17 protein-coding genes are annotated in these 19,787 nt (G+C 71.0%); 9 read left to right on the top strand and 8 right to left on the bottom strand.

Annotation, left to right across the window (positions count from 1 at the left end; genetic code table 11):
- Window positions 1-24: 24 nt before the first annotated feature.
- Window positions 25-1,401 (bottom strand): ABC transporter substrate-binding protein, encoded by a 1,377-nt coding sequence (locus tag ACZ3H8_RS26420; RefSeq protein WP_467405882.1) that lies wholly within the window; start codon window positions 1,399-1,401, stop codon window positions 25-27.
- A 173-nt stretch (window positions 1,402-1,574) separates the two neighbouring features.
- Between ACZ3H8_RS26420 and ACZ3H8_RS26425 the strand changes: the two genes are divergently transcribed.
- A complete protein-coding gene (locus ACZ3H8_RS26425; protein ID WP_398987351.1) occupies window positions 1,575-2,021 on the top strand; it encodes an SCO4402 family protein in 447 nt (148 codons plus the stop codon).
- 71 nt (window positions 2,022-2,092) lie between these two features.
- Window positions 2,093-2,944, top strand: coding sequence for a formyltetrahydrofolate deformylase (gene purU, locus ACZ3H8_RS26430; RefSeq protein WP_467405883.1), 852 nt, complete (start codon window positions 2,093-2,095; stop codon window positions 2,942-2,944).
- Window positions 2,945-2,957: 13 nt separating this feature from the next.
- Here purU and ACZ3H8_RS26435 read toward each other — a convergent pair whose 3' ends face one another.
- From ACZ3H8_RS26435 to ACZ3H8_RS26445, 3 genes are all read right to left on the bottom strand, one after another.
- Window positions 2,958-4,280, bottom strand: coding sequence for an extracellular solute-binding protein (locus ACZ3H8_RS26435; RefSeq protein ID WP_467405886.1), 1,323 nt, complete (start codon window positions 4,278-4,280; stop codon window positions 2,958-2,960).
- Window positions 4,277-5,440: a hypothetical protein gene (locus tag ACZ3H8_RS26440; protein WP_467405888.1), complete on the bottom strand. Its 1,164-nt coding sequence runs from the start codon at window positions 5,438-5,440 to the stop codon at window positions 4,277-4,279. The genes ACZ3H8_RS26435 and ACZ3H8_RS26440 overlap by 4 nt, the downstream gene beginning before the upstream one ends.
- A 61-nt stretch (window positions 5,441-5,501) precedes the next feature.
- Window positions 5,502-9,269: a tetratricopeptide repeat protein gene (locus ACZ3H8_RS26445; RefSeq protein ID WP_467405891.1), complete on the bottom strand. Its 3,768-nt coding sequence runs from the start codon at window positions 9,267-9,269 to the stop codon at window positions 5,502-5,504.
- 36 nt (window positions 9,270-9,305) lie between these two features.
- Here ACZ3H8_RS26445 and ACZ3H8_RS26450 point away from each other — a divergent pair, with 36 nt between their 5' ends.
- Window positions 9,306-9,611, top strand: a complete 306-nt coding sequence (locus ACZ3H8_RS26450) for a trypco2 family protein (protein WP_215094765.1) — start codon at window positions 9,306-9,308, stop codon at window positions 9,609-9,611.
- A 181-nt stretch (window positions 9,612-9,792) separates the two neighbouring features.
- Here ACZ3H8_RS26450 and ACZ3H8_RS26455 read toward each other — a convergent pair whose 3' ends face one another.
- Both ACZ3H8_RS26455 and ACZ3H8_RS26460 read right to left on the bottom strand, forming a co-directional pair.
- On the bottom strand, window positions 9,793-11,073 hold the full coding sequence (locus tag ACZ3H8_RS26455; RefSeq protein WP_467406147.1) for a maleylpyruvate isomerase N-terminal domain-containing protein: 1,281 nt from the start codon (window positions 11,071-11,073) through the stop codon (window positions 9,793-9,795).
- A gap of 47 nt (window positions 11,074-11,120) precedes the next feature.
- On the bottom strand, window positions 11,121-11,702 hold the full coding sequence (locus ACZ3H8_RS26460; RefSeq protein WP_398986903.1) for a sigma-70 family RNA polymerase sigma factor: 582 nt from the start codon (window positions 11,700-11,702) through the stop codon (window positions 11,121-11,123).
- Window positions 11,703-11,901: 199 nt separating this feature from the next.
- Here ACZ3H8_RS26460 and ACZ3H8_RS26465 point away from each other — a divergent pair, with 199 nt between their 5' ends.
- Together ACZ3H8_RS26465 and ACZ3H8_RS26470 are read left to right on the top strand one after the other, a co-directional pair.
- The gene (locus tag ACZ3H8_RS26465; protein ID WP_307662763.1) at window positions 11,902-12,276 is read left to right on the top strand and encodes an STAS domain-containing protein; all 375 of its coding nucleotides are present in this window, start codon (window positions 11,902-11,904) and stop codon (window positions 12,274-12,276) included.
- 113 nt (window positions 12,277-12,389) lie between these two features.
- Window positions 12,390-12,902 carry an EF-hand domain-containing protein gene (locus tag ACZ3H8_RS26470; protein WP_467405895.1) on the top strand — a complete coding sequence of 171 codons (513 nt, stop codon included), beginning with the start codon at window positions 12,390-12,392 and terminating at the stop codon, window positions 12,900-12,902.
- 118 nt (window positions 12,903-13,020) lie between these two features.
- Here the strand turns inward: ACZ3H8_RS26470 and ACZ3H8_RS26475 are convergent, their stop codons facing one another.
- Window positions 13,021-14,535 carry a class I adenylate-forming enzyme family protein gene (locus tag ACZ3H8_RS26475; RefSeq protein WP_467405897.1) on the bottom strand — a complete coding sequence of 505 codons (1,515 nt, stop codon included), beginning with the start codon at window positions 14,533-14,535 and terminating at the stop codon, window positions 13,021-13,023.
- Between the two features lie 142 nt (window positions 14,536-14,677).
- Between ACZ3H8_RS26475 and ACZ3H8_RS26480 the strand changes: the two genes are divergently transcribed.
- From ACZ3H8_RS26480 to ACZ3H8_RS26495, 4 genes are all read left to right on the top strand, one after another.
- Complete coding sequence (locus ACZ3H8_RS26480; protein WP_467405900.1) at window positions 14,678-15,883, top strand: amidohydrolase family protein; 1,206 nt, start codon at window positions 14,678-14,680, stop codon at window positions 15,881-15,883.
- Window positions 15,883-17,016, top strand: coding sequence for an acyl-CoA dehydrogenase (locus tag ACZ3H8_RS26485; RefSeq protein ID WP_467405903.1), 1,134 nt, complete (start codon window positions 15,883-15,885; stop codon window positions 17,014-17,016). The genes ACZ3H8_RS26480 and ACZ3H8_RS26485 overlap by 1 nt, the downstream gene beginning before the upstream one ends.
- Window positions 17,016-17,942 (top strand): acyl-CoA dehydrogenase family protein, encoded by a 927-nt coding sequence (locus tag ACZ3H8_RS26490; protein WP_467405905.1) that lies wholly within the window; start codon window positions 17,016-17,018, stop codon window positions 17,940-17,942. The genes ACZ3H8_RS26485 and ACZ3H8_RS26490 overlap by 1 nt, the downstream gene beginning before the upstream one ends.
- A gap of 413 nt (window positions 17,943-18,355) precedes the next feature.
- Entirely contained in the window at window positions 18,356-18,805 is a 450-nt protein-coding gene (locus ACZ3H8_RS26495) for an ATP-binding protein (protein ID WP_467405907.1), read from the top strand.
- An 8-nt stretch (window positions 18,806-18,813) separates the two neighbouring features.
- Here ACZ3H8_RS26495 and ACZ3H8_RS26500 read toward each other — a convergent pair whose 3' ends face one another.
- Window positions 18,814-19,740 (bottom strand): cyclase family protein, encoded by a 927-nt coding sequence (locus ACZ3H8_RS26500; protein WP_467405910.1) that lies wholly within the window; start codon window positions 19,738-19,740, stop codon window positions 18,814-18,816.
- Between the last annotated feature and the right edge of the window lie 47 nt (window positions 19,741-19,787).

The following is a 19,787-nucleotide window of genomic DNA, read 5'->3' on the forward strand; positions in this document are numbered from 1 at the left end:
ACGGCAGGAGACAGACGCGCGGCGTCAGCCGGACGTGACGGCGGAAGCCGACAGCGTCTTGCTGACGTCCACGAAGCCCTGCTTCTGGGCCACCAGCCGCCCGTCGCGCACCACTTGGAACGTCACGCTTCGGTTCACGATCCGCGGGAAGCCGGGCGTGCCGAGCATGTCCTCGTAGTCCCAGCGCAGGGTGGGAGTCAGCCCGCCGGTCGTCACCTGTACCCCGCTGTCCAGGGCGTGCGAGATCTTCCCCGCCGTGATGTCGTCCGAGTCGAGCGACTGGATGACCGTCCGCAGCACGGTGTACGCGATCCAGGTGGTCTGCACGCCCGCGTCGGCCGGGTCGATGCGGTTGTCGCCGAACGCGTGGGCGCGGATCACCCGCTCCATATCGCCCCAGCGCGTGTCGCCGGCGTCCGGATACCAGCCCGTGATGTAGGCGCCTTCGAACGGGCCATTGCGGCCGCCCGTGCGGTCGATGAGGGGCTGGCCGACGGAGCCCATGACCGAGGAGACCCGGATCTTCCGGTCGTCCTCCGGCAGTCGCCGGAAGGAGTCGAAGAAGGTCTCGGTACGGTCGCCGAGCGCGGCGGTGACGCACCCCGGGCGGTCTTCCGACCCGGACCCCGACCCGGCCTGCGACGCGGACCCCGACCCCGAGCTGGATCCGAACCCCGACCCGGACCTGGCCCCCGCCTTACTGCGGGCCTGCTCCGCCTGCGCCGTGTAGTCCGTCGCGTCCTCCGCCGCCAGGATGTCCGCCGACTTGCTCCGACTGCCCTCCGCGAGGCCGGCATTGAGCAGCCCGGGCAGTTCGTCGCCCGCCAGGGTGTTGGGCCGCACCAGCGAGACCCGGTCGCAGGTGTCCGCGAGCTGCTGGCCGTTGCCGGCCAGGAGGGCCGCCTGACCGCCGTTGACCGGGTAGGAGAGGTAGCTGGTGAACTCCTCCTCGGATATCCCGTAGCCGCCGATGAAGGGGATGCCCGCGGCCTCCAGCGGGGCCATGAAGGCTTCGCCGTGCTGGCTGTACGAGCCGACGACCGCGACCACGCCCTCCTTGACCGCCCGCCGGGCGCAGGCGGCGGCGCCGGTCGAGGTGTTCTGCTCGTTGCAGGAGATGATGCGCAGCTCGTGTCCGTCGAGCCCGCCGTGCGCCTTGGTCCAGCGGGCGTACGCCTTCGCCATCGCCGGCATACCGGGCATGTTCGTCGCCCGTGTCTCCTCGGGGGCGAAGGTCATCACCTTGACGGGTTCCCTGGAGCCCCCCGAGCCTCCAGGGAAGACGCCACAGCCGGTGACCAGCGACGCACCGGCCGCCACGGCAGCCGTCGTCATGCACACGGCGCGAACTCGAGCGGTCCTAGAGGGGCGGGGGGAGGAGGAACGTCGCCAACCGGTCATGCTCCGCCACATTTCCGCTTCCCGGGTAACGGAGTAGTGAGCATTCTTCAACGAAGGGTGACGGGAAGGTGAATTACAGGGGGCTGTTCGGTCGAGCGAGAGGGGAACGTACGATCGCAGGCGTGCAGCAAGGTTCGGACACCTCTTCCCGTCGCGGCCGTCGCTCCTCCACCATGGGCGGCATGCCGCTCAATGACATGCCCTGGTGGCGCTGGCGCAGCAATGTGCGCTCGGCGCTGCACATGCTTTCCGACCCCGTCTTCCATCAGGAGTGCTGGCTGGCCGGCCGCGAGGGATACGGCGACGTCACCGACGCCGTGTACCGCCTGGTCGAGGACACCTGGCTGGACAACTGGTCCGCCGAGAAGTACGTCGGGACGATCTTCCGCGACTCGGGCGAGGCTGCCCTCGTCGATGTCGCCGTCCTGCGCGTGCTGCGGATCATGCACCAAGTCGGTGCGGACGCTCCCGTATCGGCCTATCTGGAACACCATGGCTGGCCGGAGGCCGTGCGGGCCGCCCGCGAGGCACACGTACGCCTCTCTGCGAGTGACGGCGAGGATCCGGACGCGCCGCCGCGCTCGCTCGATGTGCTGCGAATCATGACGCGGTCCGCCTGAGGGTCCGCCCCCGCGGGTCCGCCTGACGGGCCGGGATCCTTCGGGACCGGCGGATATGGCACCCTACGAGGATGACTGACCAGTACGTCCTGACGCTCTCCTGCCCGGACAAACAGGGCATTGTGCACGCCGTGTCGAGCTATCTCTTCATCACCGGCTGCAACATCGAGGACAGTCAGCAGTTCGGAGACCGGGACACGGGACTGTTCTTCATGCGGGTCCACTTCTCGGCCGAGGCGCCGGTGACCGTGGACAAGCTGCGGGCCAGCTTCGCCGCCGTCGGGGACTCGTTCCAGATGGACTGGCAGATCCATCTCGCCGAAGAGCGGATGCGGATCGTGCTGATGGTCAGCAAGTTCGGTCACTGCCTCAACGACCTGCTCTTCCGCTTCAGGACCGGCGCGCTGCCGGTCGAGATCGCGGCGGTCGTCTCCAATCACACGGACTTCGCCGAGCTGGTCGCCTCGTACGACGTGCCGTTCCATCACATTCCGGTCACCAAGGACAACAAGGCCGAGGCCGAGGCGCAGCTGCTGGAGCTGGTGCGCGGTGAGAATGTCGAGCTGGTGGTGCTCGCCCGCTATATGCAGGTGCTCTCGAACGATCTGTGCAAGCAGCTGAACGGCAGGATCATCAACATCCACCACTCCTTCCTGCCGAGCTTCAAGGGCGCGAAGCCGTACCACCAGGCGCACGAGCGCGGCGTGAAGCTGATCGGCGCGACCGCGCACTATGTGACGGCCGACCTCGACGAGGGCCCGATCATCGAGCAGGAGGTCGAGCGGGTCGGTCACGGGGTCACCCCCGAGCAGCTGGTGGCGATCGGCCGTGATGTGGAGTGCCAGGCGCTGGCGCGGGCGGTGAAGTGGCACGCGGAGCACCGGATCCTGCTCAACGGCCGCCGTACGGTTGTGTTCGCGTAACCGCGCGCCGTCCTCACCGGCTGCCTGACGGTCCGGGCACGTTCTCGCACAGGTCATCCAGTACGAACGCCCTCTCCTGCACTTGCAGGATCCGTTCCGCCTCCAACTGTTTGAGCAGCCGGTCCAGCAGACCCGCGTCCTGCGGATCGCCCAGGAATTCCAGTACGGCGCGGTAGAAGGCGTCCCGAAGCGTCGGCGGCATGGCGTCCGAGGCGTCCAGGCAGATCTGGCTCGCCCCGTCGAACAGGCCCTGCACGGCGCGGGTGTTCTGCGACAGCGGTACGGTGCCGAACGCGCCACCGGGGAAGTACGGCCGCTCCCCGGGCCGCGCCGCCTTCGCCCAGTCCTCGCGGGCCTGGCGGGAGGTCAGCCGGTCGAGCAGGTCCCAGGCAGCGGCGCTGGGCTTGAAGACCGCGGCCATGTCGCCGGAGACCTCGAAGGCGTTGTCCTCGCTCTGCGTCTCGCTCTGTCCGTCGCGCTGTCCGTCGCTCTGCCCACCGGTCTTCCCCGCGCCGAAGAAGGCGGCGGTGGACGTGGGCTGCACGTCGTCGCCGTAGTGGCGGCGGATGAACGAACCCTGGTGTTCATGGGTGCAGTGACCGCCGTTCAGCAGCCCGTACCGGCCGTTGTCGAGCCGCTCGAAGGACATGTTGAGCCCCTCCCGTGCGAGGTTCCCGTCGTTCGCGGCGAGCAGCGCGGCCCACTCCTTCCAGGCCGCTCCGGTCTGCTGCCACGGCGTCTTGCCGGTCGCCCACCTCTCGTACGCGTCGGGTCCCTGCCGTTGCAGCAGCAGGTCCTCCACCCAGTCCGTGCCCGGCCAGCCGGAGGTGGCGCCGGAGCCCACGCCCAGGCACCAGTCCGGCTTCTTCCCGGTGCTCTTTGCGCGGCTGAAGACCAGCGACTTCAGGTCGACCCGCACCGGCGCCCAGTAGGCGTGCGTACGGGCCTGGCCCTGCTCGTTCTCGACGGTGACGAAGGGCGCCCACGGCGGGACCGCGGCCCCGACCACCCGCTGAGGGAGCGGATGCGCGTCTCCGGCCCTGGCGTACTCGGCGAGCTCACCGGGGCTGCTCAGGATTGCCAGGTCCGGCGGCGCGCCCGCCTGGAGCTGGGCCACCAGCGTCTCGCGCAGGGAACGGGTGCCCTTGTAGACGTAACTGCGTCCGGTCCGCTCACCGATGCGCCGCAGCGCCGCCTTGAACGGTTTCTCCTCGCCGTCGGTCCACGGGCCGAGGACGACCAGGGTCCGCTCCTCGGCCGCGTCCGAGCAGCCGCCCGCCGTAACGGCGGCAGCGGTGAGCAGACAGCAGGCCAGCAGTGCCCTCAATCGCTTCATACGTCTGTGTACTTCCGTCGGGGGCGAACGGCCGGATAGGGCCGGCCGTAGAGGAAGAGCGTGACGCCGCAGGCGAGCGCGCCCACTCCGGCCGCGGGAACGACGATGCCCGCGGTCAGCGACCAGCCGTCGGGGTGGGCTTCGCGCATCACCGTGGCCGCCTCGCGTGCTGTGGACTCGATCCTGCGGGGTGCCCTGCGTTCCGCGCCCAGCTGTTCCAGGGCGCCGACGGTGGTACGCACCCGCTCCTGCGCGGCGTGCTCCTCGGCACCGCCGACGGCCAGCAGAACGGGCGTGAGAAGCACCGGTACCGCGGCCACCGCCAGCTGCACGCTGATCAGCCGCAGCCGGTCCCGCAGGAAGACCGAGGTGCCGACGAGGACGAAGGCGAAGAGGGCGGCGGAGAGTGCCGCGGCGGCCGCCGCGGCCAGGGTGAGCGGGCTCCAGGCCGCCAGGTCGCGGTTCTCCTCGTGCAGTTGGTGCTCCAGCTCCGCGATGCGGTCGAGGATGGAGATGGGCTCCTGGGGGGTGGCCTGGGCGACGGTCAGGTGCTTGGCGCGCAGCATGTCGTCGGCGTAGTCGACCCCGGCTTCGCGCAGCACTCTGCTCAGACGGTTCCGGTCGGCCCACGCGATCTTGTCGCCGTATGCGACGACCAGGCCGGAGACGACCCGCAGCTCCTGCTGCTGCGCCTTGTGCAGAGCCCTGGACTGTGCGACCCGGTTGAGGCTCTGCGAGGCTTCGGTGAGCAGCGAGCGGTAGGTCTCACCGAGCTCGACAGAGCCGGCCTGCTCGGCGGTTTTGAGGCGTAACTCGGCCTGGACCTGGGCGAGTTCGAGGGCGACCCGGGCCTGCGCCAGATCCACGAGCGCGGGCGCGCAACGATCCCGCAGCCGCTCCGTACGGCCGTGCACGTCGCCGTAGGCGGCCGCGGAGAGGGCGAGGGCGACCACCGCGAGCGCGGGCAGCACCAGCATCCGGCGGCGCAGGAACGTGGCGGTGGGGCGGCTCCCCTCGGGGGTCCGGCCCGCGGCGCGCAGCCACAGGGCGGGGAAGAGACCACGCAGGGCAGAAAGGACGCGGGTGGCGGCGGGGCGCAGCCGCGCGAGGGCAGGGCGGAGCCGGCCGAGGCGCGGGCGGAACAGCTTGCGGCTGGTCATACGCTCTCCCGGGGGCCGTGGTGCCGCGCCGGCGCGGGACGGAGCCGCCGATTCGGGTCGTTCATGCGTCATCGCCCGGCGCGCGCAGCCGCGGGCGGCGGGGCAGCCACGCGGTCAGGGGCCGCGGCGCCCGGTCCCGGTCGGGGTTCCGGTCCCGGTAGTGCTTCAGACCCAGCGGACGGGTCCGGTACGCGCTGTCGAGCAGCGCCTCCGCGAGCGCCGAGTCCTCCGCGCGGTCGGTGCGCGGCACCTGCTTGGCCAGCTTGCGGTAGTTGGCGGAGAGTTGCTCGCGCAGCTCCCGTTCGGTGGCCGGGACGGGCATCCCGGGCGGCAGCGAGGCGCGCAGTTCGGTCAGCGGGTCGGTCAGCGGGTCGGTCTTCTCCCGTGCGGCGCCGACCAGTTCGAGGAGCAGTTCCAGGAGTTCCGCGGTGAGCCGTTCGTACGCCTGCCGGTCGGTGAGCCCCTCATGGCTGACCAGCAGGCGCAGCGCGGCGTACGCGCGCACCGCCGATGCCACCGTCGGCACGCTCCCGTCCGCGGGCGGGCTGGCGTGGATGCGGACCATCGCCGTGCGCGCCGCGGTGCGGTGCCGGGAGTCCGGGGGCACACCGTCCAGGTACGCGAGGGCCAGATCCGGGCTGCGCCGGGCGAGATGGATGCGGGCGAGTCCGAAGGCGGCGCTGCCGAGTGCGTGGTTGCGCTGCCACACCGCGTCGTAGAACTGCATGGCCTGCTGCTCGTGGTCCTCCCGGGCCGCGGCCCCGGGGGTGCCGTCGTCGTCCGCGCCGCGCCTTTCGTCCGCCAGCCTTTCGTGGCAGTAGCCGAGGGCGAGCTTCGGCGCGTACTCGCCCGGGATGGCGTAGTACACCTCGTCGAAGCAGGTCAGGGACCGGTGCAGCCGGCCGTGGGCAAGCTCGGTGAGCCCCCGGTGCCAGTCGAGCCGCCAGTCGTAGTCCGCGCGCTCGCCGAGCAGCCGGCGGGCCCGGTCGAGCTCCATCGCCGCGGCGACCAGTTGCTGGTCCCTCCCCCGGCTACCCGCCCCGGCTACCGCTGGGGGTGTCCCCAGGCGCACCTGGTCGCGGGCGAGCTTCAGATGGAGCCGGCAGCGCAGCAGATGCAGCTCGGGGGAGGCCAGCCACTCGTCGCTGAGCTGGAGCAGACCAGCCGAGTCGGTGTACGAAGTGCGCTGCAGTTCTTTCCAGTTGGGGTCCTGCTGGTCCGGCTTGGGCATGGGCAGGGCCACCGCCACCTCGGCCGGGTCGGGCACCCCCGCACCGAGGAGGTAGCCGCCGGCGCCGCCTGCCCGCCAGCGGCTCAGCGGCGGGGCCTTGCCGAGCTGACCGTCCAGGGCGGTGGCGGCCCGGTCGAAGAGCGGGGACGGCTCGAAGGTCTCCTCGCCGAGCCGCAGGGAACGCAGTTCGCGCAGCACACCGCGCAGTTGGAGGGCCATCTCCTGGGCGGATGCGTAACGCCGCTTGGGATCGCTCGCCATGGCGCGCCGCAGCGCACGCTCCAGCGACACGGTGCCGAGGTCGGCGGGCGGCGCGGGGGCCTTGGCGAGCAGCGAGCCGAGGACCGCGCCGACGCTGTAGAGGTCGCCCGCGGTCGTCATCTCGCCCGCGGGGCCGGTCTCCGGCGGCCGATGGCTGACCGGTCCTGGCGTGCCGGGCCTGCGGACGCCCGCGACGTCGATGAGTTTGATGCCGTTGCCGCAGTGCAGGACGTTGGTGAGGGACAGATCGCCGTAGACGAGGCCCTCCTGGTCGTGCAGATAGCTGAGCGCGTCCAGGATGAGCAGCCCGTACACGACGATGAACTCCCGCACCCGGGGCCCCGAGAACGGCGGACGGTGCTGGGCGATCCGGGCCGCGACCCACTCCAGCGGCGCCCCGTCGGCGAACTCCATCACAATGAACTCCGCCGAAGTCGACGGATGACGCGCGTAGTTGACCACCCGGATCACGGACGGATGGTTGAGGCTGACCAGCCGCAGCCGCTCCTGATGCGCCTGCAGGACGGCCGCGGGGTTTCCCGGGTCGAGGATCCCCTTGAGCGCCACCGGACGGTTGTCGAGCAGCAGATCGCGGGCGAGATACACCTGCCCGTGGCTGCCCTGGCCGATCGGGCCCACGACCTCGTACTGCTGGTGCAGCCGGTCGCCGCCCGTCAGATGGGGCCCGGCCGGTGCGGTGACGAGCGCGTCCGGGTCGCGCACGGCGACGACCGGCAGATCGGTGAGCCCGTCGCCGGGCGGGTCCACGACGAACTCGTGCGGGCCCAGCGGCCCGGCCAGGGTCATTTCGGCCGCCTCGGCATCCAGCAGCGCCGTCTCGATGTCGACGGCGAGCCGGAACAGCTCGTGAGGCAGGGCGGGCGAGTCGTACAAGAGGCCGCCGCGGCGAAGCTGTTGGAGCCGCCCGCGCAGCCGTGGGGACCGGTCGTCGGGGCGGCGCGGTGTCGGCCGGCCCGCCGTGGCCGGATGCCCGGGCAGCTGCCGTAAGCGCTGTTCGGTCTCGGCGAGCCGGGTGATACGCGCGGCGAGCCGGTCGGCGCGGCGGTCGGGCCACGCGGGTTCCAGGAGCTCTGCGCGTACCCGGGTGAGCAGCGGCGAGCGCGGGTCGCTGAAGACGAGCAGCAGCCGGCTGTCGCCGCGGGCGAGCAGCGCGCGCAGCAGCCCCACGATCTCCGCGTCCGGCGACGCGGACCGGTCGACGGCGAGGAAGGCGGCGATCAGAGGCGGGCTCGCGTCGGCGATCTGGTCAAGCAGCTCGGTGTGGGGTGTACGGGAGGGGGGCGGGTCGTCCAGGCCGATCCGGTCGGCGGCGTGGACGGCGAGCTCCTCGGCGGTGCGGTTGGTGGCGTCGACGGCGATGTCGATACTGCCCACCTGCGGCTCGCCCGCCGAACTCGCGGACGCGGACGGCGGGCTCTGCTCCCGGTCGGCGAGGGTGAGGGCGGAGCGGACGGTGTGCAGCAACGCGTGCTCCCCCTCACCGGCGAAGGCCAGCTCGACGGGGTCGGTGTCCGCAGCGCCGTCCAGCCAGCGGGTCAGCCTGCGATGCAGGCCGGGGACCCGGCCGGAGGCGGTTCTGTCGGGGGCGACGGCCACGTCGCGGGAGACGGCACGGGGTCCGTTGACCGTCAGCCCGAGCCGTTCCAGCGGCAGATACTTCAGCACGGTCTCGGTCGGGATCATGTACGCGTGCTCACGGCGTACGGGCGCCTGCGGAGTGCCGAACTGGTGGGCCACGATGCCGATGAGCCGGCGTGAGCGGCTGTGGACGACCCCGCTGCCGCTGTAGCCGTGCCGGACGACGTACGAGGAGCCCTCCGTGTCGAGCTGCACCCACTCGGGCTTGGGCGCGGGCCCGCCGCGCCCCATCAGCCGGGCGTCGAGATGCTCGCCGCCCGGCAGGTCTTCCGGGTAGCCGGTGAAGTGCACCGGCTCATTGCGCGCCGGGATCTGGCGGTGCAGCACGGCGTGCGGCACGGACGGCTCGTGGTCCAGCTTGAGCAGGGCGAGGTCGCCGCTGAAGTGCGGGGTGGGCAGAACCAGATACTCCCGCAGCAGCCGGGCGCGCAGGGGGCCCGGCCCGTCGCCGGACAGGGCGGCGCCGGGACCGTCCACGTACACGGTGTCGATGGGGGTGCGGGCACCGTCCTGGCCGGGGCGCGACAGCACCGTATGGGCGCAGGTGAGCACCAGTCCCCCGGGGAGCAGCACCCCGGCGCCCAGCGGGCGGCCCGCCCGGTCTTGCGTACGCAGCAGACAGACCCGCCAACTCTCCTCATGCGAAGAGGAGTTGGACGCACGCAACGGCTCCCTCATACTGCTCAACGATAACTACAGGAGACGGGGGACGCGATGGCTGTGCGTGACGATGCCGCGGTGGCCGGGCTCGCCGAGGTGATCGGACAGGTCCGGGACGAGCTGGAGCGGGCGCAGCGGGCCGGTGAGGGGCGCGATCTCAAATTCAGTGTGGAGAGGGTGAATCTGGAGTTCGCGGTGCAGGTCAGGCGCGAGGGCAGCGGCAGGGCCGAGTTGCGGATCGGGGTGGTCACGGCGGGCGCCGGCGGGACGGCGGCGCGGGACACGACGCACACGATCCAGATCGAGCTGAAGCCACAGGGGCGCGACGGGGACCCGAACGTGCGGGTGGGCGGGGAGTAGACCTGCGGCTCGCGCGGCACGGGATCCTGTGGCCGGGCACGAGCCCGTTCGTGCAAGAGCCCGCGCTGTCTTGGCATCCGCGGCCCTCGCACACCCACGGCGCCCGACGCGGCGGGGAGCACCTCCGCGGACTGGAGGCCGGCGAGGAAGGGGTCAGGCGACCTCAGCTGACGCGGGGAGGTCAGAGCCTGCTCAGCGACGCCGCCGCGAACAGCACGTCCCGGATCGCCTCGCGGTCCCCGTCCTGGCCCGCCGCGGCCTCCTCCGGCGAGATGTGGCCCGCCAGCAGGCGACAGAACTCCACGCCGTCCAGGGCCACTTGGGCCACGGTCTGTTCCGCGGAGCCGACGGCCGCCGGGGAGTCCAGCGCGATGTACCAGTTCCCGCCGCCCGAGCCCTCGACCTCCAGATGCAGCGAACGGCCCGGCGCACCCGCAGCGACCAGATGTTTCGCGGGTCCGGCGAGGCCCGCGCGTCTGCGGTCGGCGAGTGCCGCGGGCAGCAGCCGCGCCGCCAGGTCGATCATCCGGTGCAGATGGGAGCCGCTGGGCGGCTCGTACGGATAGTCCACCGCGTCCGCGATGTCGCCCGCGTGCATCCAGCACTCGAAGGCCCGGTCCAGCAGGGAATCCTGCAGTGGCAGGGCGAAGTCACCGTACGAGACGGACAGTTCGGCGACTCCGCGGCCCGCGAAGGACACCGTGCGGATGAGCGTGTGGCTCTGGTCGCGCCACGGCTCGCGGATGGTGCGGGTGGGCGGCCGACCGGCCGTGCTCCAGAATGCTTCGGTGCGCTCGGTCGGCATTCTCGGCGCGTTCGGTCCGAGCGGATCGTCCAGACCCAGGGTGCCCGCGACCAGACCGTCGACGGTCATCAGATGCGCGATCACCCCGGCCACGGTCGTCCGGCGGCTCACCTGCCGTTCGCCCTCGAACCACTTGAGGCGCACGGGCGCATGCCACTCCGACTCGCCGATGTCCCGCAGCAGCGCGTCGAGCCGCGCGGTCTCGGCGTCGTACGGATTCGCCCAGGTGGGCACCGGGATACGGGCGGGCCTGCGCCCCAGGCAGTTCTCAAGGACGCGGAACCGCAGCAGCGGGTCGAGGTCCAGGTCCCGGTCGGTGTGCAGCAGCGCGACGGCGTCACGCAGCCGCAGGGCCTCTTCCGCGCAGGGTGCGCAGTCGCCGAGGTGTTCCTCGACGGCCGCGGTCTCCTCGGCCGAGCAGGCGGACAGCGCCCATGCGCCGAGCAGGGACTTCAGCACGCTGTGGGACCGGCGCTCGCCCTTGCGCGGTCCATCGCCCGTCCCATCGCCAGTTCGGCCGACCGTTCCGCCGCCTGTCTCGGGCGGCAATTCGGGCTTTGGGGCGGCCGCTTCGGGCAGCAGGCGCGCGGGCACGTCCAGCGCGTCCAGATCGTCCGCCGCCGACCGCGGCCCCGGTATACGCGGCGTGCCCCGCATCCCGTCGCGGCCGTCGTCGTCGCCGTGGCCGCCGTCCAGCGGGCCGTTCACAAGGAGCGTCCGTATCCGGGCGGGGACGAGCCCTCCAGCGGGCGTGTGTTGGCGGTGGACAGCAGTTGGAGGCCGAGCCGCAGCCGGCGCCTGGCCTCGTCCTCGGTGACTCCGAGGTCGGCCGCGGTCTGGCGGTAGTCCCTGCGCTGGAAGTACGCGAGTTCCAGCGCGGCGCGCAGAGGCGCCGGCATGGAGGTCACGATGTAGTCGGCGCGGGCCGCGACCGCCGCCCTGCGCACCTTCTGCTCCAGCTCCTCCGTCGTGCCCTCGCCGCTTTCCGCCAGCGCGGCGGCCTCGGTCTTCCGCAGCCGGTACACCGCCTGGCTGTTGGTGATCTTCGCCACCCAGGAGCGCATCGAGCCCTGCTTGGGGTCGTACGCGTCAGGGTTCTCCCAGATGTAGCCGAAGACCTCGCGGGTGACCTGGTCGGCGGCCTCGTCGTCGTCGAGAACCCGGTGGGCGAGCATGTGCACGAGCGACGCGAACCTGTCGTACAGCTCCCCGAGCGCGGCGGCCTCTCCGCGCGAGAGCCGCTGCTGCATCTTGCGGTCCCAGCGCGGTGGTGCGTCCTTTGCCATACGGCCCCCAAGCCTTGCCCCTGTGCCTGTCGCCTCTTCGAATGTAATGCGCGCGGCCGCGGACGCACGACCCTTTGCGGCAAGAGCGCGCCCCGAGGCGCCCCGGGATGGTAGGAGCCTCACGGTCTGTGTTTCGCGCGAGTACGGCTGGGCAGCCGCCACAGGAAGCGCGGATTCCGGTACGAGGAGAGGTCGGGTCGTGATGCTCAAGGTGGACGAGACCCGGCAGGGCGCATGGACGGTGCTGCACGTCTGCGGCGAGCTCGATCTCGTCTCCTCGCCGGTGATCCGCCAGCATGTCCATGACGCGGTCGCCGTCGGCCGCCGGGATCTGGTGCTCGACCTCTCCGAGGTGCTCTTCTGCGACTCCAGCGGCGTCGGCCAGCTGATCGCCGCCCGCCGCCTGCTGCGCTCATGCCAGGGCAGGCTCCGGCTGGTCCTGCCCGCCCGCGGCGCCGAGGAAGGATCGCACGTCAACCGGGTGCTGGCGGCCCTCGGGGTGCGCCGTCTCTTCGAGGTGTACGCGGACGCCGGCTCGGCCACCGACGAGGAGGCCGAGCCGCTCTCCGCCTGACCGTAGTCACCCGGTGACTGTCTGTCCGTCACCAGGCCGTCGCCCTGATGTCGCCGTCACGTAATTGGCTGGGTACTTGCACGCGTCAGCGTCCGGGGCCGTACCCTCGCCGCATGGACAGCGCAGAGTACGAGCGCAAGATCGCTTCCCGCTTCGCCGCCTTCGACCAGGACGGCAATGGCTATATCGACCGTGAGGACTTCAGCGGGGCCGCCAAGGCCCTGCTCGCCGAGTTCGACACGACCGCACGCTGCGACAAGGGCCAGGCCCTGTACAGCGGTGCGGAGGCGTTCTGGCAGGGCATGGCCGGGATCGCCGATGTGGACGGCGACCAGCGGGTCACCCGCCAGGAGTTCATCACGGGTGCGGTGAAGAGACTGCGCGACAACCCCCAGCGGTTCGCCGGGATCGCCCGCCCCTTCCTTCATGCCGTGATCGCCATCGCCGACGAGGACGGCGGCGGCGTGACCCCGTCGGCAGCCGAGCGGGTGCTGCGGGTGCTGGGCGTGGAGGCCGACGTCGCGGCGAAGGTGGCGGCGGCGCTGGATGCGGACGGCGACGGCCGGATCAGCGAGGAGGAGATCCTCTCCGCCTTCGCGTCGTACTACGTCACGCCCGAGCCGTAGACCGCCCGCCGGGGCTCCGCCCCGGACCCCGGTCCTCAATCTCCGGACGGGCTTGATTTTCAAGCCCGTTGGGGGTCCCCCGGACGAAGTCCGGGGGAGATTGAGGACAAGGCGTACCTCAGGCGTACCGCTCCCTCAGCTTGTACTTCAGTACCTTCCGCAGCGTCTCGTTCCGCGGCAACGCATCCGTGATCTCCAGCTGTTCCGGCAGCTTGTGCACCGAAAGCCCCCGCCCCCGCAGATACTCCGTGACCGCGCCGAGGCTCAACCCCCCGGCGACGACCCCCTGTTCCACCACCACCGCGCACACCCGCTCGCCGCGCTCCGAGTCCGGCAGCCCGATTACCGCCACGTCCGCGATCGCCGGGTGTTCGTGCAGCAGGTCCTCGATCTCCTTCGCGGAGATGTTCTCGCCCTTGCGGATGATGACGTCCTTGAGCCGGCCGGTGAGGACCAGATGCCCGGAATCGGTGAGGTGTCCCAGGTCGCCGGTGATGAAGAACCCCTCGCCGTCGAAGGCCGCGGCGCTCTGCACCGGATCCAGATAGCCCCGGCAGACCGCCTCGCCGCGCAGCCGCACCTCGCCGTCGACGATCCGTATCTCCATGCCCTCCGGCGGCCGCCCCTCCGTCGTGGCGAGGTTGTGCGCGGTGTCGTCGGGCGCGCCCATGGTGATCATGGGGACTTCGGTCATGCCGTAGCCGTGGGTGAGTTGGCAGCCCATCTCGCGTACGACGGCGTGGTAGATCTCCGGCGGCTTGGGCGCCCCGCCCCCGGCCAGCAGCCGCAGACTGGGGATCAGCTTGCGCTCCGGCTGTTTGCGCTGCTCGGCGAGGAACATCGAGTAGAACGCGGTGGAGCCGCCCGCGACCGTGACGCCGTGTCTGCGGTAGCCCTCCAGCGCTTCGGGCAGCGCGAAGTGCTCGAACATCACCGCGGGGAAGCCGTACAGCAGCAGCATCACCGTGTAGTCGGGCCCCGCGATGTGCGCGAAGGGGAAGGCCATCGAGCCGACGTCGTCGGACGACAGGTGCAGCGCGTGCGCGAGGCAGGAGCCGCCCGCGATCAGCGAACGGTCGGTGTGCAGCACGCCCTTGGGGTCCGATGTGGTGCCCGAGGTCCAGTAGATCCACCGTACGTCCGTCCCGGAGGCGGGCGGCGGCGGCAGCACCGCGGGGTCGGCGTCGGGCAGGGTGTCGTACGCATCGAAGACCAGTGGCGGTTCGGGGAGTTCCAGCGCGAGACGGCGTGCCATGCCGGTGTGGTCGAAGCCGCGCCAGGTGCCGGGCACGGAGAAGAAGGCGGCCTTCGACTCCCGTAGCGCGAAGCCGACCTCGCGGTCCCGGTAGAAGGGGATGACCGGCGACTGTACGGCTCCGATGCGGGCGAGCGCGAAGGAGAGCAGCGCCGTCTCGATCCGCGTGGGCAGCTGCCAGGCGACCACGCTGCCGGGCCGTACGCCCAGCTCCCACAGCCCGGCTGCGACCCGCTCGGAGCGGTCCCGCAGGGCGCCGAAGGTGAGGGCGCGGTCGTCCTGGAGGAGCACGGGCCGGCCCGGGGTGAGGGCCGCCCTGCGCTGGACGAGTTCCCAGAGTGTGCGCGATTCGCCCAGTGCGTGTGGGGTCTCGGTCATGCCCGTATCCCTCCATGGCCGGCGCATTCCTGACGGGTAGTCAGATCGTGCGGAGAGCGTAGGGCTCACCGCCTTGTCGGTCCAGGGGTGCGGGGCTAGCCTGATTTCTGACGGGTCATCAGAAACTCTCGTAGGGGACACCATGACCGAACTGCCTCGGATCATCAGCGTCGACGACCATGTGATCGAGCCGGCCCACCTCTTCGAGACCTGGCTGCCCGCCAAGTACCAGGACCGCGGGCCCAGGCCGCTGACCGCGGGCATCGGCGAGCTCGCCTACGTCGCGGGCAAGTACCAGATCACGATGGATCCCGATGGCCCGCCGACCGACTGGTGGATCTACGAGGATCTCAAGTTCCCGTACAAGCGCAATATCGCCGCTGTCGGCTTCGACCGCGACGACATGACCCTCGAAGGCATCACCCGCGCGGAGATGCGGCCCGGCTGCTGGGACCCCAAGGAACGCCTCAAGGACATGGACCTCAACCATGTCGAGGCCTCGCTCTGCTTCCCGACCTTCCCGCGCTTCTGCGGGCAGACCTTCGCGGAGGCGCACGACAAGGAGGTCGCGCTCGCCTGCGTACGCGCCTACAACGACTGGATGGTCGAGGAGTGGTGCGGGGACAGCGGCGGCCGGCTCATCCCGCTGTGCATCATCCCGCTGTGGAACGTCGACCTGGCGGTGGCGGAGATCAGGCGCAACGCCGCGCGCGGTGTGAAGGCCGTGACCTTCTCCGAGATCCCGACCCATCTCGGGCTGCCGTCGATCCACTCCGGCTACTGGGACCCGTTCTTCGCGATCTGCCAGGAGACCGGCACGGTCGTGAACATGCACATCGGGTCGTCCTCCCAGATGCCCGCCGCGTCGCCGGACGCGCCGCCCGCCGTGCAGGCATCCCTCAGCTTCAACAACGCCATGGCCTCGATGATGGACTTCCTCTTCAGCGGCGTGCTGGTGAAGTTCCCGCGGCTGAAGCTGGCGTACAGCGAGGGCCAGATGGGCTGGATTCCGTACGCCCTGGAACGCGCCGACGATGTGTGGGAGGAGCACCGGGCGTGGGGCGGGGTGCGCGACCTCATCCCCGAGCCGCCCTCCACGTACTACTACCGGCAGATGTTCTGCTGCTTCTTCCGCGACAAGCACGGGGTCGCCTCGCTGGACGTCGTCGGCCGCGACAACGCCACCTTCGAGACCGACTACCCGCATGTCGACTCGACCTTCCCGCACACCAAGGAAGTCGCCCTCGACCACATGAAGGGCCTGGACGACGAGACGGTCTACAAGCTGATGCGCGGCAACGCGATCCGCATGCTCGACCTCGACCTGGACCTGGACCTGGACCGGTAGTGGACCTCACGTACACCGCCGAGGAAGAGGACTTCCGGGCACGGCTGCGCGAATGGCTGGCCGTGTCGCTGCCGAAGCTGCCCGCGAAGCCCGGCCCGCTGGACTGGCCCGGGCGGCGTGCGTACGACACCACCTGGCAGCGGATGCTGTACGACGCCGGGTACGGCGAAGTGCACTGGGACGCGCCCCCGACCCAGCGGCTGATCTTCCTGGAGGAGACGGAGCTGGCCGGCGCGCCCTACGTCGGCGCGAACTTCGTCGGGCTGCTGCACGCGGGCCCCACCATCGCCGCGGAGGGCACGGCCGAGCAGCGCGCCCGCTGGCTGCCGCCCGTGTTGCGTGGCGACGAGGTGTGGTGCCAGGGCTTCAGCGAGCCCGACGCGGGCTCCGATCTGGCGTCGCTGCGTACAAGGGCTGTCCGGGACGGCGACTCGTACGTCGTTACCGGCTCCAAGATCTGGACCTCGCACGCCGAGGTCGCCGACTGGTGCGAGCTGCTCGTACGGACCGATCCCGAGGCGCCCAAGCACCGCGGCATCACCTGGCTCGCCATGCCGATGGACGCGCCCGGGATCACCGTACGACCGCTGCGGACGCTGGCCGGGTCGGCGGAGTTCGCGGAGATGTTCCTCGACGAGGTCCGGGTGCCGGTCGCGGACCGGGTCGGCAGGGAGAACGACGGCTGGCGCGTCACCATGGTCACCCTCTCCTTCGAGCGCGGCACCGCCTTCGTCGGCGAGGTCGTCGCCTGCCGCCGCACGCTGGGCGAACTGGCCGCCGCCGCCCGCGCGAACGGCACCTGGGACGACCCGGAGCTGCGCCGCAGGCTTGGCCGCCTGAATGCCGAGTTCCGCGCCTTGTGGCGGCTCACCCAGTGGAACGTCAGCGAGTCCCAGAGGACGGGCGGCGTACCCGGCATAGGCGGCTCGGTCTTCAAGCTCCGCTACTCGCACGCACGCCAGGAGCTGTACGACACGGCCGCCGAGGTACTCGGACCCGACGCCTTCGACCTCGACCGGGAGTGGACCGCGGACCGGCTCTCCTCCCTCTCGTACACCATCGCGGCGGGTACCTCCCAGATCCAGCGGAACATCGTCGCCGAGCGGATCCTCGGCCTCCCGAAGGGGCGCTGATGGACTTCCAGTTGACGGACGACCAGCGCGCGCTGCAAAGAGGTGTACGGGAGCTGCTGGCCGGCCGCTTCGGGCGTGATGCCCTCAGGGCCGCCGTGGACCACAAGGGCACGGTCGACCGGAAGCTGTGGCGGGAGCTCGGCGCGGCCGGGTTCTTCTCGCTGCGGCTGCCCGAGGAGGAGGGCGGGGTGGGGCTCGGCCTGCCCGAGGCGGTCCTGGTCTTCGAGGAGGCGGGCCGGGCGCTGCTGAACGGGCCGCTCCTGGCGACCCATCTGGCCGCGTGCGGCGGGCTGCCGGGCGCTGCGGACGGCACGCGTGTGATCACCTGCGCCACGCAACTGCGCGCCCTGGTCCCGCACTTCGCCGACTCGGACGCCGTCGTCGTCATCCATGGCACCTCGATGCGGGTCCGGTATCCGAAGGACCTGCCGTCGGCCCGGCCCGTACGGTCCATGGACCCGCTCACTCCGCTGCACCGGATCCCGGGCGGGACGCCGAAGGCCCCGCCGCGCCCGGACGCCGTGCTCCTCACCGCGGCAGAGCAGCTCGGCAGCGCGGCCCGCACCACCGAGACGGCCGTGCAATACGCCAAGGACCGCGAACAGTTCGGGCAGCCCATCGGTGGCTTCCAGGCAGTCAAGCACCTGTGTGCCCAGATGCTCGTACGTACGGAGGTGGCCCGCGCCGCCGTCTACGCGGCGGCCGTCACCGAGGACTTCACCGAGATCGCCGGCGCCAAACTGCTCGCCGACGAGGCCGCGGTCCAGGGCGCACGAGACTGCCTCCAGGTGCACGGCGGAATGGGCTTCACATGGGAGGCGGACGTGCATCTGCACCTCAAGCGGGCCTGGCTGCGCGCGCAGATGTGGCTGACGGCGGCGGAGGCGGAGGAGATCCAGGCGGAGGCATTGGCCTCAGCACTCTGAAGCGTCACCGAGCGTTGACCGGGTGTCGAGTATGGGCGTCGATACCGGGTTGTGTCCTTCGAGCGACTCGTCACGGCCCGGAGTCGGGGACCTGCTCCGGTACCCTCCGTGGGATGCGAGTGGTTCCGAGGCAGGGTTGTCACGGTGTTGCCGGTGCGGCGACTCCGGGCCCGGGAATGCGCGCCGTTCACCCGGTGCGCGCGCGTGCTGCGAGCCTCTGTTCGACTCCCCGCAACGTGCGTCGCACAGTATGCACCACGGGTACTCCTTCGCGCTGGAATATGCCCGAAGCGCTTGTTGCGGTGACTGTACGTCAACCATGCTGTCTTGCAAGGGAGTCACGTTCGGTGACCTGGTTGAGGACCTTGTCGAGGCGCGAGGCGATGTGTCCGCCGGTTCGGATGGTGTGAGCGGTGCAGGTGCTTCTGGTTCAGTTGGAAGTCGGGCCCGACCCCGCGGAGGTGGGACGCGCCCGGAGGTGGGCCCGTTCGCGGCTCGCCGGGTCAGGCATAGGGGACGAGCCACTGGCCGACACGCTGATCCTGCTGATCTCGGAGCTGGTCACCAACGCGGTCGTCCACACCGGCTGTCCGGCGGTGCTGCGGATGCTCTTCGGCGCGGGTGCGGCGGAGGCCGGGACCGTACGGGTGGAGGTCGCCGACATCAGCGCCTGCCCGCCGAAGCCGCGCCACGCCGAGGGTGATGACACCAACGGCCGCGGGCTCGAGCTGGTCGACGGCCTCGCCGACCGGTGGGGCTGGCAGCCGGAGGGCGCGGGCAAGTCCATCTGGTGCGAGGTGGACAGGGGTGCGCCGGAGATCGCGTACGAGCCGGCGGTGCGGGGCTTCGTCACCGCGCCGTAGGGCGGGCCTCACAGGATCGCGACCGGGGCGACGGGGGTTCCGGTACCGCCGACGAAGGGCTCGGGCATCGCGGAGAGCAGGAACGCGTACCGCCGCTCCTCCGCACAGGCTGTGGACAGGTCCTCCAGATTCCAGTTCTGTCCCTGGAGCATGCCCATCTCGACGAGGTCGAGGGCGTGCACGGGCAGCCAGAGGTTCTCGATCTCGGGCGGGAAGATCTCGAAGGTGAGGGTGTCGTTCGCGACGGCGGCGACGTCGTGGGCGTGGAACCACTCGGGGGTGCGGACGGACAGACCCGGGGACGGATATCCGTAGCCGTGCTTGTCGCCGACGAGAGCGACCTGCAACTGTCCGGTCCGTACGAGAACGATGTCACCGGGTTCGACGGTCAGGCCGGCGAACTCGGCGGCCTCGTCCAGGTCCTCTGGCGTGACGGCGTGATTGCCGGGCAGCCGGTCGAGACCCTTGGCGCGCGCGACATCGAGGAGCACGCCACGCGAGACGATGTACGGGGCCTTGTCGATGCCGCTGAACTGGGCGCGGGTGTGGGGCGTGATGGTGTCGGCGGGGCGGCCGTTGTAGATCTTCCCCGAGTGGGAGACATGGGTCAGGGCGTCCCAGTGGGTGGCGGCCTGAAGTCCCATTGTCACGGCGTCGTCGCTGGTGGCGACCGTGCCCGGGCCGAAGAGCTCCTGGTTGATCTGGACCATGGTGTGGAGGGGGTTGACCCGCCCCGGAATCATGCCGGTCTGGATGCCGTCCTGGTGGAGCGGCAGCGCGAGGGGGATTCTCCGTCCGCCGCGGACGGCTGTGGCTGCTTCCCGTACCACCTCGTCGGTGATCAGGTTCAGGGTTCCCATCTCGTCGTCGGCGCCCCAACGTCCCCAGTTGTTCACGCGCTTGGCGATCTCGTGGAACTCGGCCGGGAGTGACATCGGGCCTCCTGGGGCTTGTGCTCGGGTATCCGACTGACCGTAGAATC

It is taken from the genome of Streptomyces sp. NPDC002868 (assembly GCF_055563295.1).